The organism is Nocardia sp. NPDC006044 (assembly GCF_042871115.1).
Taxonomy (GTDB): domain Bacteria; phylum Actinomycetota; class Actinomycetes; order Mycobacteriales; family Mycobacteriaceae; genus Nocardia.
The window spans coordinates 1,210,785-1,233,017 of sequence record NZ_JBIAID010000001.1; the positions used below are offsets into that span (position 1 = coordinate 1,210,785).

Sequence of the window (22,233 nt, forward strand, 5' to 3'; positions counted from 1 at the left end):
GTCAGGACATCCCAGGGAGGAGTTGGACGACGAGGTCGATGATCTTGATACCGATGAACGGGGCGATGATGCCGCCGAGGCCGTAGATCAACAGGTTGCGGCTCAACAACTTCGACGCGTTGGACGGCGTGTAGTTCACGCCGCGCAGCGACAGCGGGATCAGCACGACGATGATGATCGCGTTGAAGACGACCGCGGACAGGATCGCCGACTGCGGGCTGTGCAGCCGCATGATGTTCAGCGCGTCCAGCCCGGGGAACAGCGCGATGAACAGCGCGGGCAGGATGGCGAAGTACTTGGCGATATCGTTGGCGATGGAGAACGTGGTCAGCGCTCCACGCGTGATGAGCAGCTGCTTGCCGATCTCCACGATCTCGATCAGCTTGGTCGGATCCGAATCCAGATCGACCATGTTGCCGGCCTCTTTGGCCGCCGAGGTGCCGGTGTTCATCGCGACGCCCACGTCGGCCTGCGCCAGCGCCGGTGCGTCGTTGGTACCGTCGCCGGTCATCGCGACCAGCCTGCCGCCGTCCTGCTCCTTCTTGATCAGCGCCAGCTTGTCCTCCGGCGTGGCCTCGGCGAGGAAGTCGTCCACGCCGGCCTCGTCGGCGATCGCCTTGGCGGTCAACGGATTGTCGCCGGTGATCATGACGGTGCGGATGCCCATCCGGCGCATCTCGTCGAAGCGCTCGCGCATGCCCTGCTTGACCACGTCCTTGAGGTGGATGACGCCGAGCAGCCGCGCGGTGCCGTCGCTGACCTCGCCGACCACCAGCGGGGTACCACCGGAGGCGGAGACGCCGTCGACGGTCACGCCGACCTCGCTGGGCACGGTGCCGCCCTGTGCGCGAACCCATTCGATGACCGCGCTGGCCGCACCCTTGCGCAGCTGGTGCCCGTCGTGCAGATCGACGCCCGACATCCGGGTCTGCGCGGTGAATTCCACCCAGGTCGCGCCCTTCAGCTCGCCGGGCGTGCGCTCGCGCTTGCCGAACGCCTGCTTGGCGTAGACGACGATGGACCGGCCCTCCGGCGTCTCGTCGGCGAGGCTGGACAGCTGCGCCGCGTCGGCCAGCTCGTCGGCCGAAATGCCCGGCATCGGAACGAATTCCGAGGCCTGGCGGTTGCCCAGGGTGATGGTGCCGGTCTTGTCCAGCAGCAGCGTGTTCACGTCGCCGGCGGCCTCGACCGCGCGGCCGGACATGGCGAGCACGTTGCGCTGCACCAGCCGGTCCATGCCCGCGATGCCGATGGCCGAGAGCAGCGCCCCGATGGTGGTCGGGATGAGGCACACCAGCAGCGAGACCATGACGATCCCGGTGATCCCGTTGACGTCCAGGGCCGACGTGTCCGGCACGCCGGGGTTGTTCGCCTTGGCGTAGATCGCCAGCGGCTGCAGGGTGACCACCGCGAAGACGAAGATGATGGTCAGCGAGGCGAGCAGGATGTTGAGCGCGATCTCGTTCGGCGTCTTCTGCCTGCTCGCGCCCTCGACCAGGGCGATCATCTTGTCGATGAAGCTCTTGCCGGGCTCCTGGGTGATCTTGACGACGATCCGGTCGGACAGCACCGTGGTGCCGCCGGTCACCGCGGAGCGGTCACCGCCGGACTCCCGGATCACCGGCGCGGATTCGCCGGTGATCGCCGATTCGTCCACGGAGGCAATGCCTTCCACGACGTCACCGTCGCCGGGGATGACCTGTCCGGCCTCGACCACGACGTGATCGCCGCGTTGCAGTTCGGGTGCGGCGACACCCTCCTCGACGACCTGACCGCCGGGCGTCCAATTCACCAAACGCCGTGCGACAGTGTCGGTTTTGGCCTTGCGCAACGTGTCCGCCTGCGCCTTGCCGCGGCCCTCGGCCACCGCCTCGGCCAGATTGGCGAAGATCACGGTGAGCCACAGCCACACCACGATCGCCCAGGCGAAGAAGGTGGGATCGCTGATCGCGAGCACGGTGGACCAGACGGCGCCGATCTCGACGATGAACATCACCGGGTTGCGCCACATGGTGCGCGGGTCCAGTTTGCGCACCGCGTCGGGCAGCGAGGTCAGCAGCATCTTCGGATCGAGCGCGCCGCGCGGTACCCGGCCGGACTTCTCCGCCAGCTGCTTCTTCGACTCGTTGAACTCGTCCGGCACGGTGACTTCGGTAGTGGGAGTTGTCATTTCAGTGGATTCCTTCGGCGAGCGGTCCGAGCGCGAGGGCGGGCAGGAAGGTGAGCGCGACCAGGATCACGGTGGTGCCGACGACCATGCCGATGAACTGCGGCCGGTGCGTCGGCAGCGTGCCGATCGACTCGGGGGTGTTGCCCTGCTTGGCCAGCGAACCGGCGAGCGCGAGCACGAAGATGATCGGCAGGAACCGGCCGAAGACCATCGCGAGGCCGAGCGCGGTGTTGTACCACTCGGTGTTGCCGGACAGGCCGGCGAACGCCGAACCGTTGTTGTTCGCCGCGGAAGTGAAGGCGTACAACACCTCCGAGAGCCCGTGGGGTCCGTTATTGGCCATCGCGGCGCGCTGCCCGGGCATGGCCATCGCGATCGCGGTGCCGATCAGCACGATCAGCGGACTGACCAGGAAATAGGAAGCGGCGAGCTTGATTTCGCGCGGGGTGATCTTCTTGCCGAGGTATTCCGGTGTGCGACCGACCATCAGGCCCGCGACGAACACGGTGATCACCGCGAGGATGAGCATGCCGTAGAGCCCGGAACCCGTTCCACCCGGCGCTACCTCGCCGAGCTGCATGTTGAACATCGTCATCAGGCCGCCGAGGCTGGTGTAGGAATCGTGGAACGAGTCGACCGCGCCGGTCGAGGTCAGCGTCGTCGCGCCGGAGAAGGTCGCGGAATCGGCTACGCCGAAACGGGTTTCGACGCCCTCCAGGGACGCGCCGATCGCGGTCGGCACGGTGCCGTGGTGCGCGAGCTGGAAGGCATTGCTCAACGCCACACTGACGATCGCGATCGTGCCCATCACCGCGACGATGGCCACGCCCTGCTTCTTGCTGCCGACCATCCGGCCGAAGGTGCGGGGCAGGGAGAAGCTGATCACCAGGATCAGGAAGATCTCGATCCAGTTGGTCCAGGTGGTGGGGTTCTCGAACGGGTGCGAGGAGTTGGCGTTGTAGAAGCCGCCGCCGTTGGTGCCGAGCTCCTTGATCACCTCCTGGCTGGCCACCGGGCCGCCGGTGATGGTCTGCTCGGTGCCGTTGAGCGTTTGCGCGACCTGGTCGTGCAGGTGGAAGTTCTGGATCACGCCGCCCGCGACCAGCACGATCGCGAACACGAAGGCGATCGGCAGCAGGATGCGCAGGGTGCCGCGCACCAGGTCCACCCAGAAGTTGCCGAGATCGCCGGTGTGCCTGCGCGCGAAGCCGCGCACCAGCGCGACCGCGACGGCCATGCCGACCGCGGCGGAGACGAAGTTCTGCACCGCGAGCCCGGCCATCTGCACCAGGTGACCCTGGGTCGACTCACCGGAGTAGTTCTGCCAGTTCGTGTTCGTCACGAAGCTGACCGCGGTGTTCCAGGCCAGCGCCGGGGTCATCTCGGTGCCGGGGTCGTTCAGGTGCAGCGGCAGCTTGCCCTGGAGCAGTTGCAGGAAGAAGAGGAACAGAATGCTCACCGCCGAGAAGGCCAGCACACTTCGGGCATACACGCCCCAGGTCTGTTCCACTTCCGGCTGCACGCCGATGGCCCTGTACAGAACGCGCTCCGCGCGCGAGTGCTTGGTGTTGTTGTAGACCCGGTACATGTAGTCGCCGAGCGGCACATGCACCAGGGCGAGCGCGATGATCAGGGACGCGATGAACACGATCCCCGCCGTAGTCGTGTTCACCTAGAACCTCTCGGGGAAAAGCAGCGCCGCGACCATGTACACCGCGACGGAGACGGCGAGAACCAAACCGATCAGGTTCGCGATCACAGCTTCTCCACCCCTCGCTGGATCAGCCCGAGCAGGGCGAAGATCGCCACGGTGAGCACCGTGAACACCACGACAGACATGAATGACCAACCTCCATCAAGCGCTCGTGTTGTGGAGCGCGCCTTGGCGAGTCAAGTCTTCGATCAGGCGCTAGCCGAGGTTGTTTACGACTCCTTTGCGCGGCGAATGGTTGCCTTTGCGTTTCGTTTACACCCCAGCTTCGGATAGCTGAAAGGATGCCGTCAAAGAGTGCGGCGGAACCGTCAACACACCGTAAAGATCGGCTCGATCTTCTTGTCGGGGGGTAGTAGTGGAGGGCCGGCCAGGCGGACCATCTCCAGCGCAACCGGTTGTCGTATCGGTGGGAGAGAGGATCGAAATGTCGGCTGTCACGGTCGCCGTCATCGTCGGATTCGTGTGCTGCGCGCTGGTCATCCGCGCGCTGGGGGCGCGGGGCGAGGACCGGCGCGTGCAGAGCGTTGTCGTAGAGGACGACCGGGTGCGTGCGTGGCGCGCCGCCGATCGGGCGTCGTTCGATGCCTGAGGATCGGGCGCAGCGCGCCGATACGTCCGAGGGGTGCTCGGATCAGCGCCCGCGACGCGCAATGATGAACGAGTGAAACGCGGGCAACTCCGGATCTACCTCGGTGCCGCGCCGGGTGTCGGCAAGACCTACGCCATGCTCGGCGAGGCAAACCGGCGGATCGAGCGCGGCCGCGACGTGGTGGCCGCGGTGGTGGAAACCCACGGACGAGCCAAGACGGCGGCGCTGCTGGAGGGCATCGAGCGGATTCCGCCGAAGCTGGTGGAGTACCGCGGTACCGAGCTGCCCGAACTCGACGTCGAGGCGGTGCTGCGCCGCGCGCCGGCGGTGGCGCTGGTGGACGAGCTGGCGCACACCAACGTGCCGGGCGGCAAGCACGAAAAGCGCTGGCAGGACGTCGAAGAACTGCTCGACGCCGGCATCGACGTGATCTCCACGGTGAACGTGCAGCACCTGGAAAGCCTCAACGATGTGGTCGAGCAGATCACCGGCATCCAGCAGCGCGAGACCGTGCCGGACGCCATCGTGCGCGGCGCGGATCAGGTCGAGCTGGTCGATCTGACGCCGGAAGCGTTGCGGCGCAGGCTTTCCCACGGCAACGTATACGCGGCGGACAAGGTGGACGCCGCGCTGCGCAACTACTTCCGACCCGGAAACCTCACGGCGCTGCGGGAATTGGCGCTGCTGTGGCTCGCCGATCAGGTCGACGCCGCGCTCGCGAAATACCGGGCCGATCACAAGATCACCGAGCTGTGGGAGGCCCGCGAGCGGGTCGTCGTCGCGGTGACCGGGGGGCCGGAATCGGAGACGGTGGTGCGCCGGGCCAGCCGCATCGCGAGCAAGGCCAGTGCCGAACTCGTGCTGGTGCACGTGGTGCGCGGCGACGGGCTGGCCGGTGTGTCGACCGAGCGGTTGAACCGGTTGCGTGAACTGGCCGGCAGTCTGGACGCCTCGCTGCACACGATCACCGGCGACAACGTGCCGTCCGCGCTGCTGGAATTCGCCCGCGAGGTGAACGCGACCCAGCTGGTTCTCGGCACGTCGCGGCGGTCCCGGTGGGCGCGGATGGTCGACGAGGGCATCGGCTCCACCGTGGTGCAGCAGTCGGGCAAGATCGACGTGCACATGGTCACGCACGAGGAAGCCCATCGTGGCCTGCGCAAGGGTTCGCTCATGCCGCGCCAGCCCATCCGGGCCTGGCTCGCGGCGGTGCTGGTGCCCTCCGCGGTGTGCGGGCTCGGCGTCGCGTTCCTGGACGGCTACCTCCAGCTCGGCGGGCTCAGCGCGGTGTTCTTCATCGGCGTCGTCGCGGTCGCGTTGCTCGGCGGGGTTATCCCCGCGGCCTTTTCGGCGCTGCTGTCCGGGCTGCTGCTGAACTGGTTCTTCGCCGACCCGCGCTACAGCCTGACCATCGCCGAGCCGGACAGCTTCGTCACGGTGGTGGTGCTGCTGTTCGTCGCGGTCGCGGTGGCGGCGTTGGTCGACGTCGCCGCCAAGCTGACCCGGCAGGCGCGCCGGGCCTCACAGCAGGCCGAGTTGCTGACCCTGTTCGCCGGCGCCGTGCTGCACGGTGCGGACCTGCCCAACCTGCTGGAACAGGTCAGGGAGACCTACGGCCTGCGCGCGGTCAGCATGCTGTGCGGCGAACAGGTGGTCGCCGCGGTGGGCCAGAATCCGCCACAGCGCGCGGCCGACGCCGAGACCGTGATCCAGGCCGGGGACGCGTCCAGCCTGCTGCTGCTGGCCGGACGGCCGCTGGCCGCCACCGACCGGCCGGTGCTCAACGCGGTCGCCAATCAGGCGGCCGGCCTGGTCCGGCAGTCCCGGCTCGCCGAGGAGGCCAGCGCCGCCGCGGCGCTGCTCGAGGCGGACCGGTTGCGCCGGGCGCTGCTGTCCGCGGTGAGCCACGACCTGCGCACGCCGCTGGCCGGGGCCAAGGCCGCCGTGTCCAGCCTGCGCAGCGACGACATCGAGTTCTCCGCCGAGGACACCACCGAATTGCTGGAAACCATCGAGGAATCGGTAGATCAGCTGACCGCACTGGTCGGCAACCTGCTCGATTCGTCCCGGCTGGCCGTCGGCGTGGTGAAACCGCAGCTGCAACGGGTGTACATGGACGAGGTCGTGCACCGGGCGCTGGTCAGCGTCGGCATGGGTGCGCGCGGGTTGCGGCGCGCGGCGATGGACCGGGTGAAGGTCGAGGTCGGCGACGTCTCCGTGCGCGCGGACGCCGGACTGCTGGAACGGGTCGTGGCCAACCTGATCGACAACGCACTACGGCACGCGACCCGCGATTCACCGGTACGGGTCACCGCCGAACGCGAGGGCGACCGCATCTCCATCGCGGTGGTGGACGTCGGTCCCGGCGTGCCGCCGGGTACCGAGGAACAACTCTTCGAACCGTTCCAGCGGCTCGGCGACCGGGACAACACCACCGGGGTCGGGCTCGGCCTGTCCGTGGTGCGCGGTTTCGTCGAGGCGATGGGCGGCACCGTGCACGCCGAACCGACCCCGGGCGGAGGATTGACCATGATCGTGGACCTGCCTGCCGACGAAACGGAAGCGAGCAGCTGATGATGGATACGGAGCCCCGCGCATTCGCGACTCGCAAGCGTGCCGAATCGACAGTGGTAGCACCGCAGCCCCGGACCACACAGGAAGCCGTGATGACCGACAAGAAGCAGGATGCCCCGGCGATCAAGGTGCTGGTGGTCGACGACGAACCGCAGATCGTGCGCGCGCTGCGGATCAATCTGTCGGTTCGCGGCTACGAGGTGATCACCGCGGGAACCGGCGGCGCCGCGCTGCGTGCGGCCGCCGACAAGCACCCCGACGTGGTGATCCTCGATCTCGGCCTGCCCGACATCGACGGCATCGAGGTGCTGGCCGGGCTGCGCGGTTGGACCTCGGCGCCGGTGATCGTGCTCTCCGCGCGCACCGACTCCGCGGACAAGGTCGAGGCGCTGGACGCCGGCGCGGACGACTACGTCACCAAGCCGTTCGGCATGGACGAACTGCTCGCCCGGCTGCGCGCCGCGGTCCGGCGCGGCGCGGCCGACACCGACTCCTCCGACCCGGTGGTGGTGACCTCGTCGTTCACCGTCGACCTGGCCGCCAAGAAGGTGACCAAGAACGACGAGACGGTGCATCTCACCCCCACCGAGTGGGGCATGCTCGAGATGCTGGTGCGCAACAAGGGCAAGCTGGTCGGGCGCAAGGAGCTGCTGCGCGAGGTGTGGGGGCCGTCCTACGCGACCGAAACCCATTACCTGCGCGTCTATCTCGCCCAGTTGCGGCGCAAGCTCGAGGACGATCCGTCCCATCCCAAGCACCTGCTGACCGAGGCGGGGATGGGCTACCGGTTCCAGGAGTGAGTGGCCGGGATCGCCCCGCCCGCCGGAATGCCCGACCGCCCGCGCCGTGTTGGCAGGCGTGAGTGGACTCCGACGAGAAATGGCAGGATCGACCCATGGCTGAACAGACACCCGCGACCGCGGCATCACAACCGACCGAACTATGGGTCGAGCGCACCGGGACGCGGGCGTATACCGGGCGCAGCTCGCGCGGCGCCGAAGTCTTGATCGCGTCGCAGGGCGTGCCGGGCGCCTTCACCCCCGGCGAGTTGCTGAAGATCGCGCTGGCCGGTTGCTCCGGGTTGAGCGCCGACTTCTCGCTCGCGCGCAAGCTCGGCGACTCCTTCGACGCGACCATCCGCGTGGCCGGGGACGCGGATCGGGAGAACGAGCTGTACCCGCAGCTGGACGAGACGTTCCAGCTCGACCTCAGCGAGCTGGACCAGGAGGCGCGCGAACGGTTGCTGGTTACCGTCCAGCGTGCCATCGACAAGGCGTGCACGGTCGGCCGGACGCTGGAGGCGGGGACAAAGGTGACCTTGTCCTTCGATATCGAGGCCTGATGGGCGACGACGCTGAGCTATCGAGGCTGAGCGCGTGGGTGCACGGCCGCGTCCAAGGCGTGGGATTCCGCTGGTGGACGCGGTCGCGCGCATTGGAACTCGGATTGAGTGGGCATGCCACGAACGCGCGCGACGGGCGCGTACATGTCGTCGCGGAGGGGCCGCGAGACGACTGCGAACGGTTGCTGGAACTGCTACGTTCCGGTGACACACCTGGTCGGGTGACCTTGGTTGTGGAAAGCTGGGAGCCCGCGCGGGGTGATTTGACCGGATTCGAGGAGCGGTAGTGGTGCGCCGGGATAGGACGAGGACTCGACTGTGAGCACGAACGATCCCGGTGCCGAGCGTCCGGGCGACGAGCCCGGCGGGGCGGCGGAGCAACCGTCCGGCGCGACCGCCCTTCCGGCCGAAGCGCCACAAGACCCGCCACGGCGGGGCAGCGTACAACGGCAGGAGCCGGGCGTCACCCAGCCCCGACCGCCGACCGTGGCCGAGGCGCGGGCCAGGGACAAGGCGCGCAAGCGCGCCGAGGAGGCGCAGCAGGCCGCCGCCGCGGCCGAGACGGCGAAGAAGCGCACGCGCAAGCGGGTGATGATCGGCGGGGTCGCGATCGTCGGTGTCGCGGCGCTGGTCGGCGGCGGTTATCTCGCCTATCGGGCGATCAGCGCGCCGGACAAGGTCACCGCGTCGTGTGTGAAGACCGAGAACGGTCAGGACATCGTCGTCGACGACAGCTACTGCGGCGAAGGGCGGCGGGGCTTCGTCAGCGACGGCGGCATCAATCCCGGCCTGATCATCCTCGGCGGCGGACCGCAGTACCGCTACTACTACGGCGGCACCTCCACCATCGGCAAGCCGCCGACCGGCGGCACCACCGTGAAACCCAAGAGCGCCGAGATAAAGACGAAGAGCGGCACCACGATTCAGCGTGGCGGGCTCGGCAGCAAGAGCACCGGCGGAGGGTCCTAGTGCGGCGAGTGCGCAGTACACCCCGGCCGGATTGGCAGCAGATCACCGAGAGCCAGGGCCTCGTCTACGGTGTGCCCGGCCGCGACGCCAAGGGGCAGCCCCGTCCGTACTGGGACGAGTCGGTGTACTACGAGTTCGAGATGGACGAGATCCTCGCGCTCGAAGCCGATGTCGAGCTGCTGCATTCGATGTGCCTCAACGCCGTCGAACATGTCGTGCTCACCGGACGATTCAAGGATTTCGGTCTGCCCGAATGGAGTTGGGGGCCGATCGCCGAATCCTGGCGGCGTAGTGACCCTTACGTCTACGGACGGTTCGACCTGCGCTACGACGCGCGTCGTCCGGCGAAACTCTTGGAGTACAACGCGGATACGCCGACCTCGTTGCTGGAGGCGGCAATCGTGCAGTGGCACTGGCTGACCGCGCTCTACCCCGGTGGTGACCAGTGGAATTCGTTGCACGAGAAGCTGGTCGAGCGCTGGACCGAGCTGCGTGACATCCTGCCGACCGCGCAACTGCACTTCAGCTGGTCCGGCGCGGACGCCACGGGGGAGGACAACGTCACCACCGCCTACATGCAGGAGACCGCGGCCGAGGCGGGGTTCGACACCATCGCGTTGCCGATCGAAGAGGTCGGATTCGACACGGAGCTGGAACGTTTCGTCGATCTGGCCGAGGCACCGATCGAGGCCATCTTCAAGCTCTACCCGTGGGAGTGGGCGCTCGACGACGATTTCGGCAAGCGGGTGGTCGGCAGCCTGCCGCAGACCATGTGGATCGAACCGCTGTGGAAGACCCTGCTCAGCAACAAGGCGATCCTCGCCGTGCTGTGGGAGATGTACCCGGGGCATCCGAATCTGTTGCCCGCGTACCTGGATCAGCCCAATGAGCTCACCGAATACATCCGCAAGCCGAAGCTCGGCCGCGAGGGCGCCAACATGACCATCGTCGGCGCCGGCCTGGAAACTGCCACCGGCGGCATCTACGGCGAAGAGGGTTACGTCTACCAATTGCTGGATCCGCTACCGGAATTCGACGACATGCGCCCCGTGCTCGGCGCCTGGATCGTCGGCGATACCGCCGCCGGACTCGGCATCCGGGAGACCGCCGGACTGATCACCGACGACGGCTCCGCCTTCGTCCCGCACCGCATCGCCCCCAACACCCCGGAAGGACCATGATGACCACCGTCGCCCTCGAATCGGGGTACTGGAGCGCGCTCGGCCAGGGCGTGGGAGCGATCATCCTCTACGCCCTCATCGGCCTGGTGCTGATGCTCGTCGGGTTCTACGCCATCGACCTGACCACGCCGGGCAAACTGCGCGGACTGGTCGTCGCGGGCAAGCCCAACGCGATCATCGTCACCGCCGCGGGCATGATCAGCATGGCCTTCATCGTCGTGCTCGCGATCCTCGCGGTCGGCACCGGCGGCAAGCTCTCCGAAGGCCTCATCGCCGCCCTCGTCTTCGGTCTGGTCGGCATCATCGCCCAGGTCGTCTCGGTCCGCGTCATCGAAAAAGCCCTCGGCATCGACATCGGCGCCGCCCTGCACGCCGACACCTACACCACCGAAGTCCTGGTAGTAGCCGCCGCCCACTTCGCCCTCGGCCTGGTAGTAGCCTTCGCGATCCTGTAGGCGTCTCGTCGATCATCCGGCGGTTATGGCTGGTCGCCGAGGGTGCCGAACCATTGCACCATGAGCAGGTGCACCTCCCGTGCACGGTCGTCGATGAGATAGACCAGCTGCCCGGCGTGGGCGGGCCCGAATGTCCAGCGTCGGACTGCCCCATCGGGGTTGTCGGCGTTTTGTGGTTGGCCCGCCCATGGCGTCAGTTCGAGGACGCTGAGGATTTCGGCGAATTCGCGCAGCACTTCGATGGGAAGTGCGGCGATCTGGTCGGTGGTTTCGGTGTCAGGGACGATGAGGTACACGTGGCGTGATACCTCAACCTGCCTGCAACCGGTGCGCGAGCAGCACGCGGACATCGTCTATGGACACATCCGTCGTGCGGCCGCCGTCGGCTTGGATCCGCGCGGCTTTGTCGAGCATCCGCTGGTAGGAGCCGGGCTCGCGAATCTCCATGACGGCGGTGTGCTGCCACTTGTTGAGCAGAACGTGGACTTCTTCGAGGGTGTGGGATTCTTTGGCCCGTTCGAGGACGAGATCCCATTCGCGGTCGAATTCGGCGCGTAGACCGGGGGTGAGGGCAGCCCGTAGCGCTCGGGGTTCCGCGGCGGGCACGGGGGTGTTTGCCGGGTCGGGGTGTGGGGCTGCCATGGGTTTCACGATAACCGGTGAAGGTGACAATGTCGCCGACCACAGCCTTTGTCCGTCAGTGCCACCTGGCTGCCAAACACTTCATTCTTGCCGTCGGCGATCCAGTCGGTGCAAGAGCAGAGTTTGTGATTCGGCGGGGTGCTGAAGCTCGTCGCCGACTTCGGCGACGAGCAGCTGCGCGTGGGTTGACTCGGCGGGGTGCCGGGGCTCGGCTCGGCGGAATCACATTCAGTGGCACATGGTGGCGGCGAAATGCGAGAAGGCTCCGCCGTGATGTGCCACTGAATGTGGGCTCAGTGGATCGTTAGAACTACCGGGCGCTGGTTGGGGTGGGGTGGTTTGTTGTCCGGGTGGTGACGGTGGTGATCACTAGTGCGGTGGCGGCGAGGGTTGCGCTGGTCCACAGGGCGGCGGCGGTTGATTCGGTTGTGCTGATGGCGGCGCCCGCGAGGGCTGGGCCGAGGGCGGCGCCGGAATTGAGGGCCATGGTGGCGAAGGCGCCGCTCAGGCGTGGAGCCGTCGGGGCGGCGGTGCCGACGATGCGGCCGATCACGGTCGAACCGACGGCGAAGGACGCGGCGCCGCCGACTGCCGCCATGGCCAGCAAGACAGGTAGGTGACCGGCGAGCAGGGCGGTCACGGTCCAGATGATCAGCAGCGCAACCGATCCGGCGGTGAGGATGATCGGTGCGTAGCGGTCGGCATAGCGGCCGGCGAGGGTGACGCCGAGAAAGGACCCGAATCCGAACAGCGCCAGCACAATTGGCACCCATCCCGGTGCCGCTCCGCTGGCGCCGGTGGTGATCACCGCCAGATAGGTGAAGGTGGCGAACGTCGCCGCGTTCACCACGCTGCCGAGCAGCAGCATGCTCCGCACCCGGGGCAAGCCCAACGCACGCCACTCGTTCCGGAGCGAGCCACCCTCGGCCGTACTCCCGGATTCCGTTCGAACCAGCGACCAGGTGCCCATCAGCGCAGGCACACTCACGATCACGACGGCCCAGAATGCCGAACGCCAGCCGAACCCCTGGCCCAGCAGTGCTCCAGCGGGAACGCCGGCGATGCAGGCCAGGGTCACGCCGGACAGGATGATCGAGGTGGCCCGGCCGACCCGTTTTGGACCGGCGAGGGCGGGCAGTGCGGCCAGCGCTACGGCGAGATAGCCCGCATTGGCGATCGCGGCGACCACCCGGGTGGCGAGCAGGACCGCGAAGGTCGTGGTGAGCGCGCCGACGATGTGGGCGGCGATGAACAACGACAGGCATGCGGTCAGGGCGTGCCGGGCGGGCCAGCGGCCGGCGGCCATGGCCGTCAGCGGGGCGCCGATGATCATTCCGACCGCGAAGAGTGAGGTCAGCAGTCCCGCCGAACCGAGGGACACGCCGACGTCCGCGGCGACGGGCTCGATCAGCCCGGACAGCATGAATTCCGATGTGCCCTGGGCGAATACGGCGAGGCCCAAGACGAAAATGACAATAGGCATACAAAGACTCCAGACTCTGTTCGACACCGAGCCGCCCACCGGCACGACGGAGGGCGGCGGAGTTGATATCGCCCCGATACGGGCGACACGCAGAGTCGAACGACCTGGCAGGCAGGTCGTTTCGCGAATGGCGAGGGGACGCCACCTGGTCGTTCGACAGGTGGCTAGAGTCTGGACGCCTCTGGAGAAGTCACGATCGACACCATAGCAACGGCACCGCGCGTGACCGCAAGGGATTTAGTGGCCGCGCGCGATCCAGTCGGCGAGCGAAGGCTTTTCGGCGCCGATGGTCGTGGTGTCTCCGTGGCCGGTGTGCACGGTGGTCTCGTCCGGGAGGGTGAGCAGGCGGTCGCGGATGGAGTCGATGATGGTGCCGAAGTCGGAGTAGGAGCGGCCGGTGGCGCCGGGGCCGCCGGAGAACAGGGTGTCGCCGGTGAAGAGCGCGGCGGCCTCGGGCAGGTGCAGCGAGACCGAGCCGGGGGAATGGCCGGGGGTGTGCAGGAGGTCGATATCGGTGCCGCCCACGGTGATTCGGGGAGCGTCGGCGAGCGACCGGTAATCGACGTCGGGGTGGGTCATCCGCCACAGCGGATCGTCGGCGGGGTGCAGGAGGATCGGCGCGTCCAGGCGGGCGCTCAAATCCGGCGCGACGGTGACGTGGTCGTTGTGCCCGTGGGTGCACAGGATCGCCACGACATTGCGGGAGCCGACCGCCTCGGCGATGGCGTCCGCGTCGTGCGCGGCATCGATGACGAGGACGTCCTGGTCGTCGCCGAGGAGCCAGACGTTGTTGTCGACGTCCCAGGTGCCGCCGTCGAGGCTGAAGGTGCCGGAGGTGACTACGCGCTCGATCTTCACCGGACCACCACCGAGCGGAGCACCTCGCCGGCTTGCATCGCGGCGAACGACGCTTCCACCTGATCGAGCGAAATACGTTCGGTGACAAAGCGTTCCAATGGCAAGCGACCCTGCAGGTGCAGGTCGACGAGCATCGGGAAGTCGCGTTCGGGCAGGCAGTCGCCGTACCAGGAGGACTTCAGCGCGCCGCCGCGGGAGAACAGGTCGATCAGCGGCATCTCGATGGTCATGTCCGGCGTGGGGACGCCGACCAGGACCACGGTGCCGGCCAGGTCGCGGGCGTAGAATGCCTGCTTCCAGGTCTCCGGGCGGCCGACCGCCTCGATGACGACATCGGCGCCGAAGCCGTCGGTGTACTCCTGGATCTTCTCGACCACGTCCTCGGTGGTCGCGTCGATGCTGTGCGTCGCGCCGAAGTCTTTGGCCCAGTTCAGCTTCCGGGGGTCGCGATCGACCGCGATGATGGTCTTCGCGCCGGCCAGCCGCGCACCGGCGATCGCGGCGTCGCCGACGCCACCGCAGCCGAGTACCGCGACGGTATCGCCCCGGGACACGTTGCCGGTGTTCAGCGCCGCGCCGATGCCCGCCATCACGCCGCAGCCGAGCAGCCCGGCGACCGCGGGATCGGCGGCGGGATCGACCTTGGTGCACTGTCGCTCGTGCACCAGCGTCTTGTCCACGAAGGCGCCGATACCCAGCGCCGGGCTCAGTTCGGTGCCGTCGGCGAGCGTCATCTTCTTGCTCGCGTTGTGGCTCGCGAAGCAGTACCAGGGACGACCGCGCTTGCACGCGCGGCATTCGCCGCATATGGCCCGCCAGTTCAGCACCACGAAATCGCCGGCCTCGACGTGCGTGACCGCGTCGCCGACGGTCTCCACGATGCCCGCGGCCTCGTGTCCGAGCAGGAACGGGAACTCGTCGTTGATGCCGCCCTCGCGGTAGTGCAGGTCGGTGTGGCAGACGCCGCACGCCTGCACCCGGACGATCACGTCGTGCGCACCGGGATCGGGAATCACCACGTCGACGATCTCGACCGGCGCACCCTTGCTGCGGGCGATGACACCGCGCACGGTTTCCGACACCTATGCCTCCTGGGAGATTTCGTCGACGCGGATCCGGAGCGACCGCGAGCTGAGCACCGTCCATACTGCCGCGCCCGGGGTGGTGACACCAGCGCTGGGTCCAGTCGGCCGATCGAGGGGTTGACATTCCACAATGGAGGGTGCATGCTGAGTTCATATTCCACTATGGAGGGTGGAATCGTCGACAAGGAACTTCGGATGGAAATCTCGACCGGTACCCGCGCCTCGAACGCCGAACGGGAGAAGGTGGTGCGCCTGCTCGCCCGGCACATGGAGGATGGGCGGATCGACCTCGCCGAATACGATCAGCGCACCGCTCAGGTGTACGCGACCACCACCACCGACGATTTGCAACTGGTGCTCTCGGATCTGCCGAAGCTGCCGAAAGTCCCTGCCGGTAAGGCTGATTCGCGGTCGCGCATCCCGATCTGGCAGAAGATCGAGGGCACGAGCTGGCTCGGGGTGAGCGTGCTCGTCCTGTTCATCTGGGGCGCGATCTCGCTGAGCGTCGGGGAATTCACCTACCCGTGGCCGATCTGGGTGATCGGGCCGTGGGGTGCGGTGCTGGTGTTCCGGATGCTGGCCGGGTTCGAATCCGGCAAGTACTCACGCCACCTGGGCTGAGGATGCGTTGGCCGGCAACGGCTTACGGCCAGGGCGGGGTGGTGCTCTGCGACGACGCATGCCGCCCCGAGCCGGTCGGATTCGGCGGGGTCGATCGCGGGCGGCGGCGGGCGGGCGGCGTGTACTCGTCGGGCTCGTCGTCCCACGGCCGGGAGTATTCGTCGTGCTGACTCGGCGGGGGAGGCGCCGGCCGCCGGCGCGGCATGGATCGCTCGGGCCAGGACGGCTCGGCGGTAGGGGCGGGTCGTTGCCGGGGCGGTGAAAGATGTTCGTACCGGCCCGCTTCCGCGTAATCGTGCGGCACGGCCGAACTGCCCCTGCGCTGTAGCGGCAGATCAGGGTCGCCGAGGCGCGAATCATAGTGTGGCTGTAAAGCCTCCCGGCGGTGCGGCTCCGGCGACCGTTGCTCCAGCTGCGCCTGGATGGCGTCGAGCCGCTGGCGGCGCGCCCACACCTCCGCCGGATCCTGGTAAGGCTCGTCGTGACCCGGCCACTCGCCGGTCGGCTCCGCGGGCTGAGACCGTCTCCTCCGCTCGAGCGGGGGTCGTGCGTTGTCCTCCCGGACCGGCCAGTGCGGAGCGGGATCCGCGTGACGCAGTGCCGGATCGGCTTCCCACTGCGGCCGCACCGGTTCCGGGTAAGCCGATCGAGCGTCCCCGAAGTCTTCGTAAGCCGGGCGCGCCGGAGCGTAATCCTGCTGCGCACGCGAAGACTCCGGCACATCGCGCGATGCCCAGGCGGGCGCGGACTCTTCGTAGGCAGACCTGCCGACGGCGAGACTATCCAGTGACGACCGCCCCGCTCCGGCGGAAGGCCACTGCACGCGTCCAGATTCCAAATCCACAAAGGGCGTCTGCCCGGCCTCGTCCGAACCTCGCCCCGAGCGCGCTGCACCGGGATCTTCGTAACCCGACCGGACCGGGTCGCCGTCCGTGCGCCGGAATGCAGAGGGCGCGAACGAGTCTCGTCGTGAGCTTGCGGGTTCGGCCTCGTCGTAGGACAAGTGCGCGGGTTCGGGGTCGCTGTATCGGGCGCGGTGCTGCGAGAGTGGATCTCGTCGCGCGCGTGCTGGTTCGCGCTCGTTGTAGGGCGAGTGAGCCGACTCGTGTTCGTCGTTTCGGAAGTGGCTGCGCGAAGGCTGATCTCGCCGTGAGCGCGCTGGTTCGAGCTCGTCGTAGGGCGAATGTGCCGGTTCGTGTTCGGCATCTCGTGAGTGGCCGCGCGAGAGCGGATCTCGTCGTGCGCGTGCTGGTTCGGGCTCGTTGTAGGAGGAGCGTGCTGGTTCGGAATCGGCGTCTCGGGCGTGGTCGCGTGAGAGCGGATCTCGTCGCGAGCGCGGTGGTTCCGCCTCGTCGTAGGCGGAGTGTGCCAGTTCGGGGTCGTCGTAACGGGAGTGGCTGCGTGAGAGCGGGTCTCGTCGTGTGCGTGCTGGGTCCTGCTCGTCGTACGGTGACGGTCTAGATGCGGAGTTGTCGTATCTAGACCGGTTCGAGATCGCCGGTTCTCGCCGCGAACGCGCGGGCGCGGCGGGAATTGGCGACGACTCGCCGGCCCGGGGTTCGGCATCGCGCTGCTCGCGCCGGGAGCGCTTGGACGGCGCCTCTTTTCGGTGCGATCGGGGTGAAAGGGGTTCCGCGCGGCGGGGTGCCGGGTGGGGTAGGCCGGGGCGCAGGATCGGGAGTTCGCGGGTTTGCTGGGTGGCGCTGACACCCTTCTCGCGGTAGGTCGCGGGGATGTCGTGAGCGCGCAGCCAGGCGCCGGGGTCGTGGCGGCCGTGGCGATCCAGTTGCGGGACAACCTCTTCGAGCAGTTCGAGAATGTCCCCGTCGTCGTCGCCGAGCGCTTCGCGGATTGCCGGGAAGGTGTCGGGATGGAAGACCCACATCCATTCGTACGCGGGATAGGTGCCGCCGAGGTCGTGTCCGTGGAAGATCAGATCACCGGAACGGGCGATCTTGGCGCGCATAGACCAACCCTCCGATTCGACCAGGAACTCCTGCATTCCGGCCCGATCGGCGGCCGGTTCGTCGTCCGTGCCGATCAGGCCGGACAGCCACCGGCTCTTACGCACGCGGTTCAGGGCCTGCACGCCCACCGCGCGCTCTCGGCGAACACCCGGACGGCCCTGCGGGGTCGCGGCGCGCCCCGCGCGGATCTCCGGACGCTCCGCTTCGTCGTCGGCATCGTCGTCATCGATCAGCTTGACCTCGAACCAGGCGACTCCGAGCCCGGCCGCCAACAACCCGCCCGCGAGCGCGACCTCGACCCACTTGTCCGCGAGCATCGCGCTCTTGCTGTTTTCACACGCGTAGAGAAACAACAGACTGCCGCCGAGGAGCGCCGCGATTCGGGCAAGCCGGAACGCCGTGTAGGTCCCGGCTGGGGCTGGCATCCTGTGGCGCTCCAAACATTCCCGCTGGCGAATCAGCATGGATCGTATGCGGCGACGTCGCCGGACGGCAGGGCGTGCGGCGAGTCCGTCGGTCTATTGGTGTAACGGTTCCGTTGAGGTCGATGAAGATGCCCGAGTTCGTTACCTGCGAGCATCTGCACGTCCTTTCCGGGCGCGCTCTCGTCCTGCGTGCGGTGGGCGCGTCGGTCGCGGCACCGGGTCCGGTGCGGTAGACAGTGAGTACGCGTCCGGCAAACCTCGGGCACATCGAAATACCCGGGATTGCGGGATGACTCGATAACCTACGTGGGTCGCCGAACCACCGCTCGGTCACGGGGGCCCGTCCCGCGTCGGCGGTATTCGACCCGCGATGGATACCATGGCTGGTCGCCCGCGTCTGCTGACCAGGCAGAACCTGAGTGGTGTGCGATGGGCAGCTCGCCGGACCGACGAAGGCCGCCAATCGGAAACGGAAAGGTCGTCGAACTTGCATCTCAAGAGCCTGACGTTGAAGGGCTTCAAGTCCTTCGCGTCCGCGACGACGCTGCGGTTGGAACCGGGTATCACCTGCGTGGTCGGTCCGAACGGATCCGGCAAGTCCAACGTGGTGGACGCGCTGACCTGGGTCATGGGCGAGCAGGGCGCGAAGGCGTTGCGCGGCGGCAAGATGCAGGACGTGATCTTCGCGGGCACCGCGGGCCGGGCCCCGCTCGGCCGCGCCGAGGTCACCCTCACCATCGACAACTCCGACGGCGCGCTGCCGATCGACTACGCCGAGGTGTCTATCACCCGCCGGATGTTCCGCGACGGCGCCGGCGAATACGAGATCAACGGCAGCACCTGCCGGCTGATGGACGTGCAGGAGCTGCTCAGCGACTCGGGCATCGGCCGCGAGATGCACGTGATCGTCGGGCAGGGCCAGCTCTCGGCCATTCTGGAATCGCGCCCGGAGGATCGGCGCGCGTTCATCGAAGAGGCCGCGGGCGTGCTCAAACACCGCAAGCGCAAAGAGAAGGCGGTGCGCAAGCTGGAGGCCATGCAGGCCAACCTGGCCCGCCTCACCGACCTCACCACCGAGCTGCGCCGCCAGCTCAAGCCGCTGGGCAGGCAGGCCGAGGTGGCCCGTCGCGCGCAGACCGTGCAGGCCGACCTGCGCGACGCGCGCATGCGCCTGGCCGCCGACGACCTGGTGACCCGGCGTGGCGAGCTGGAGAGCCAGCAGAGCAAGGAAGCCTACGCCCGCGAACAGCACATCAACGTGCAGAGCGAACTCGACGCCGCCAATGCCGCACTGGCGCAGCAGGAATTCCAGCTTTCCCGGCTGACGCCCAGCGCCGAGGCCGCCGCGCAGATCTGGTTCCAGCTCTCCGCGCTGGCCGAGCGGGTCAACGCGACCATCCGCATCGCGCAGGACCGGGCCCGGCATCTCGACACCGAGACCCCGGTCGGCAGCGGGCGCGACCCGGAGCAACTGGAGGCCGAGGCCGAGCGGGTGGAGGCCGAGGAGGCCGAGCTGCGCGAGGCGGTCGAGATCGCGACCGAGACCCTCGAGGCCGCGCGCGACGCCCTGGCCGAACGCGAACACTCCGCCAAGGCCGCCGAGCAGGCGCACCTGGCCGCGGTGCGGGCGATCGCGGACCGCCGCGAAGGCGTGGCGCGGCTGGTCGGCAAGGTCGACACGCTGCGCACCAGGGCACAGTCCTTCGACGGCGAGATCGCCAGGCTGACCACCTCGATCGCCGACGCCAGGCAGCGCGGCGACGCCGCGCAGGCCGAATTCGACACGGTGCAGACCGAACTCAGCGAGCTGGACGCCGGCGAGGCGGGCCTGGACGCGCAGCACGAGCACGCGGTGCAGGCGCTGGCGCTGGCCGATCAGCGGGTGACCGAACTGCGCGAGCAGGACCGTGAGGCGAGCAAGCGGGTCGCGTCGCTGTCGGCGCGGATCGAGGCGCTGGGCATGGGCCTGGCCCGCCGCGACGGCGCCGCCTGGCTGGTCGAGCATCGGTCGCAGGGCCTGCTCGGCCCGCTGTCCGGACTGTTGCGCGTGCACGGCGGATTCGAAGCGGCGGTCGCCGCAGCGCTCGGCCCGCTCGCCGATGCCGTCGCGGCCGACACCGGCGAATCGGCACACGACGCCATCCGAGCGTTGAAGGAGGCCGACGGCGGACGCGCCGCACTGGTCTTCGGCGCCGACGGCGGCAGCCGTCCGCAACTCGGCCCGCTGCCGGGCGCCGCGCGCTGGCTGACCGACGTGGTCGAGTGCCCGGACACCATGCGCGCCGCGATCACGGCACTCACCGCGGGCATCGCCGTGGTCGACGACCTGGCCGCCGCCCGAGCGGTGGTGGCCGCCCGGCCGGACCTCCGGGTGGTCACCCGCGACGGCGACCTCACCGGATCCGGTTGGCTGCTCGGCGGATCCGACCGCGCGCCGAGTCAGCTGGAGATCCAGGCCGACATCGACAACGCCAAGTCCGAGCTGGTCGCGGCCCAGCGCCGGGCCGAGGAACTCGAGGCGGCGCTGTCCGGCGCCTTGGCCGAACAGACCGATCGCAAGGAAGCCGTCGACCAGGCGCTGCTCGCGCTGCACGAGTCCGACCAGTCGCTGGTCGCCATCTACGACCGGCTCGGCCGGCTCGGTCACACCGCCCGCACCGCGCAGGCCGACAGCGAGCGCCTGCTTGCCCAGCGCACGGAGGCCGAGGCGAGCCGCGAGGAGGCGCTCACCGCGCTGGCCGAGCTCGAGGACCGGCTGCGCAACGCCGAACTCGAACAGTCCGAGATCGATTCCGACGGCACCTCCGCGGGCACCGAGACCGCGGGCCGCGAACGCGAGGAGGCGGCCGCCGCGCTGGCCGAGGCGCGTTCGATGGAGGTGGAGGCGCGGCTGTCGGTGCGTACCGCCGAGGAGCGCGCGGAATCGGTTCGCGGCAAAGCGGATTCGCTGCGCCGGGCCGCCCGCGCCGAACGCGAGACCCGGGCCCGCGCGGAACGCGCGCAGGCCTCGCGCAAGAAGGCCGCCGAAGTCGCCGCGGCCGTGGCCGAATCCGGCGCGCGCGTCGCCGCCGAGCTGGAAAAGGTGGTCGCCGAGGCGGGTACCCGCCGCGACGACCTGGTCCGCCGGCGCGGCGAGGCCGCCGCTCAGGTCGAGCAGGTCAAGGAGCGGGTGCGCGCGCTGTCCACCCAGCTGGCCCAGCTCACCGACGCGGTGCACCGGGACGAAGTGGCGAAAGCTCAAGCGGCACTGCGCATCGAACAGTTGGAGACGACCATCTCCGAGCAGTTCGGTATCGCGCTCAACGACCTGATCGCCGAGTACGGCCCCGACGTGCCGCTGCCGCCCACCGACCTGGAATGGCAGGAGTACGAGCAGGCGAAGGAGCGCGGCGAACAGGTCACCGCGCCCGCGCCGATGCCTTACGACCGGCCGACCCAGGAACGTCGCGCCAAACGCGCCGAGAAGGACCTGACCACCCTCGGCAAGGTGAATCCGCTTGCGCTGGAGGAGTTCGCGGCGCTCGAGGAGCGCTACAACTTCCTGGCCACTCAGCTGGAGGACGTCAAGAGCGCGCGCAAGGACCTCCTGGAGGTGGTCGCCGAGGTGGACGCCCGGATTCTGCAGGTGTTCACCGAGGCGTGGGAGGACGTCGAGCGCGAGTTCGTCGGCGTCTTCGCGAAACTGTTCCCGGGCGGCGAGGGCCGCCTGATCCTCACCGACCCGTCCGACATGCTCACCACCGGCATCGAGGTGGAGGCCAGGCCGCCGGGCAAGAAGGTCAAGCGGCTCTCGCTGCTGTCCGGTGGCGAGAAGTCGCTCACCGCGGTGGCCTTGCTGGTCGCCATCTTCCGTGCCCGTCCGTCCCCGTTCTACGTGATGGACGAGGTCGAGGCCGCGCTGGACGACACCAACCTGCGCCGCCTGATCGGCCTGTTCGAGCAGCTGCGGGAGAAGAGCCAGCTGATCGTCATCACCCACCAGAAGCCGACCATGGAGATCGCCGACGCCCTCTACGGCGTCAGCATGCGCGGCGACGGCATCACCCAGGTCATCTCCCAGCGCCTGCGCGGGCAGAATGTCGCTCCGGTGGGTGCCGCAGCTAGCTGAGCCGCACGCCTTCTGGATTCCCGCACCGAGAATCGCATGCGGAATTCGGT

The 22,233-nt window shown here is 68.4% G+C and carries 19 protein-coding genes; 10 read left to right on the forward strand and 9 right to left on the reverse strand.

The window, feature by feature from the left end; translation table 11 throughout:
* Position 1: 1 nt before the first annotated feature.
* The 3 genes from kdpB to ACFYO1_RS05645 form a co-directional block, all read right to left on the reverse strand.
* Positions 2 to 2,062 (reverse strand): potassium-transporting ATPase subunit KdpB, encoded by a 2,061-nt coding sequence (gene kdpB / locus ACFYO1_RS05635; RefSeq protein WP_387231694.1) that lies wholly within the window; start codon positions 2,060 to 2,062, stop codon positions 2 to 4.
* A gap of 109 nt (positions 2,063 to 2,171) precedes the next feature.
* Positions 2,172 to 3,842 (reverse strand): potassium-transporting ATPase subunit KdpA, encoded by a 1,671-nt coding sequence (gene kdpA / locus ACFYO1_RS05640; RefSeq protein WP_387227506.1) that lies wholly within the window; start codon positions 3,840 to 3,842, stop codon positions 2,172 to 2,174.
* Complete coding sequence (locus ACFYO1_RS05645; RefSeq protein ID WP_387231696.1) at positions 3,843 to 3,929, reverse strand: potassium-transporting ATPase subunit F; 87 nt, start codon at positions 3,927 to 3,929, stop codon at positions 3,843 to 3,845. It abuts the gene before it with no gap.
* A 379-nt stretch (positions 3,930 to 4,308) separates the two neighbouring features.
* Between ACFYO1_RS05645 and ACFYO1_RS05650 the strand changes: the two genes are divergently transcribed.
* The 8 genes from ACFYO1_RS05650 to ACFYO1_RS05685 all read left to right on the forward strand — a co-directional run bounded on the left by ACFYO1_RS05650 (position 4,309) and on the right by ACFYO1_RS05685 (position 10,994).
* Entirely contained in the window at positions 4,309 to 4,473 is a 165-nt protein-coding gene (locus ACFYO1_RS05650; protein ID WP_387227508.1) for a hypothetical protein, read from the forward strand.
* A 72-nt stretch (positions 4,474 to 4,545) separates the two neighbouring features.
* Positions 4,546 to 7,047 carry an ATP-binding protein gene (locus ACFYO1_RS05655; protein ID WP_387227510.1) on the forward strand — a complete coding sequence of 834 codons (2,502 nt, stop codon included), beginning with the start codon at positions 4,546 to 4,548 and terminating at the stop codon, positions 7,045 to 7,047.
* 92 nt (positions 7,048 to 7,139) lie between these two features.
* On the forward strand, positions 7,140 to 7,847 hold the full coding sequence (locus ACFYO1_RS05660; RefSeq protein WP_150405534.1) for a response regulator: 708 nt from the start codon (positions 7,140 to 7,142) through the stop codon (positions 7,845 to 7,847).
* A 95-nt stretch (positions 7,848 to 7,942) separates the two neighbouring features.
* The gene (locus ACFYO1_RS05665) at positions 7,943 to 8,389 is read left to right on the forward strand and encodes an OsmC family protein (protein WP_387227512.1); all 447 of its coding nucleotides are present in this window, start codon (positions 7,943 to 7,945) and stop codon (positions 8,387 to 8,389) included.
* Positions 8,389 to 8,676: an acylphosphatase gene (locus ACFYO1_RS05670; protein ID WP_387227514.1), complete on the forward strand. Its 288-nt coding sequence runs from the start codon at positions 8,389 to 8,391 to the stop codon at positions 8,674 to 8,676. Before ACFYO1_RS05665 ends, ACFYO1_RS05670 begins: the two co-directional genes overlap by 1 nt.
* 199 nt (positions 8,677 to 8,875) lie before the next feature.
* Entirely contained in the window at positions 8,876 to 9,358 is a 483-nt protein-coding gene (locus ACFYO1_RS05675; RefSeq protein WP_387231698.1) for a hypothetical protein, read from the forward strand.
* A complete protein-coding gene (locus ACFYO1_RS05680; protein ID WP_387227516.1) occupies positions 9,358 to 10,539 on the forward strand; it encodes a glutathionylspermidine synthase family protein in 1,182 nt (393 codons plus the stop codon). The genes ACFYO1_RS05675 and ACFYO1_RS05680 overlap by 1 nt, the downstream gene beginning before the upstream one ends.
* Positions 10,539 to 10,994, forward strand: a complete 456-nt coding sequence (locus ACFYO1_RS05685; protein WP_387227518.1) for a DUF350 domain-containing protein — start codon at positions 10,539 to 10,541, stop codon at positions 10,992 to 10,994. Before ACFYO1_RS05680 ends, ACFYO1_RS05685 begins: the two co-directional genes overlap by 1 nt.
* A gap of 23 nt (positions 10,995 to 11,017) precedes the next feature.
* Here ACFYO1_RS05685 and ACFYO1_RS05690 read toward each other — a convergent pair whose 3' ends face one another.
* From ACFYO1_RS05690 to ACFYO1_RS05710, 5 genes are all read right to left on the reverse strand, one after another.
* Positions 11,018 to 11,290, reverse strand: a complete 273-nt coding sequence (locus tag ACFYO1_RS05690) for a hypothetical protein (protein WP_387227520.1) — start codon at positions 11,288 to 11,290, stop codon at positions 11,018 to 11,020.
* A 13-nt stretch (positions 11,291 to 11,303) separates the two neighbouring features.
* Positions 11,304 to 11,636 (reverse strand): DUF6247 family protein, encoded by a 333-nt coding sequence (locus ACFYO1_RS05695; RefSeq protein ID WP_387227523.1) that lies wholly within the window; start codon positions 11,634 to 11,636, stop codon positions 11,304 to 11,306.
* Positions 11,637 to 11,946: 310 nt separating this feature from the next.
* Positions 11,947 to 13,119 (reverse strand): Cmx/CmrA family chloramphenicol efflux MFS transporter, encoded by a 1,173-nt coding sequence (locus tag ACFYO1_RS05700; RefSeq protein ID WP_387227525.1) that lies wholly within the window; start codon positions 13,117 to 13,119, stop codon positions 11,947 to 11,949.
* A gap of 237 nt (positions 13,120 to 13,356) precedes the next feature.
* On the reverse strand, positions 13,357 to 13,977 hold the full coding sequence (locus ACFYO1_RS05705; RefSeq protein WP_387227527.1) for an MBL fold metallo-hydrolase: 621 nt from the start codon (positions 13,975 to 13,977) through the stop codon (positions 13,357 to 13,359).
* The gene (locus ACFYO1_RS05710) at positions 13,974 to 15,059 is read right to left on the reverse strand and encodes an S-(hydroxymethyl)mycothiol dehydrogenase (protein ID WP_387227529.1); all 1,086 of its coding nucleotides are present in this window, start codon (positions 15,057 to 15,059) and stop codon (positions 13,974 to 13,976) included. Before ACFYO1_RS05710 ends, ACFYO1_RS05705 begins: the two co-directional genes overlap by 4 nt.
* Positions 15,060 to 15,257: 198 nt before the next feature.
* Between ACFYO1_RS05710 and ACFYO1_RS05715 the strand changes: the two genes are divergently transcribed.
* Positions 15,258 to 15,683 carry a DUF1707 domain-containing protein gene (locus ACFYO1_RS05715; protein WP_387227531.1) on the forward strand — a complete coding sequence of 142 codons (426 nt, stop codon included), beginning with the start codon at positions 15,258 to 15,260 and terminating at the stop codon, positions 15,681 to 15,683.
* Between the two features lie 22 nt (positions 15,684 to 15,705).
* On the opposite strand, the gene ACFYO1_RS05720 is transcribed toward ACFYO1_RS05715, so the two are convergent.
* Positions 15,706 to 18,075, reverse strand: coding sequence for a hypothetical protein (locus ACFYO1_RS05720; RefSeq protein ID WP_387227533.1), 2,370 nt, complete (start codon positions 18,073 to 18,075; stop codon positions 15,706 to 15,708).
* Positions 18,076 to 18,562: 487 nt separating this feature from the next.
* Here ACFYO1_RS05720 and smc point away from each other — a divergent pair, with 487 nt between their 5' ends.
* Entirely contained in the window at positions 18,563 to 22,183 is a 3,621-nt protein-coding gene (gene smc, locus ACFYO1_RS05725; protein ID WP_387227535.1) for a chromosome segregation protein SMC, read from the forward strand.
* Positions 22,184 to 22,233: the final 50 nt, after the last annotated feature.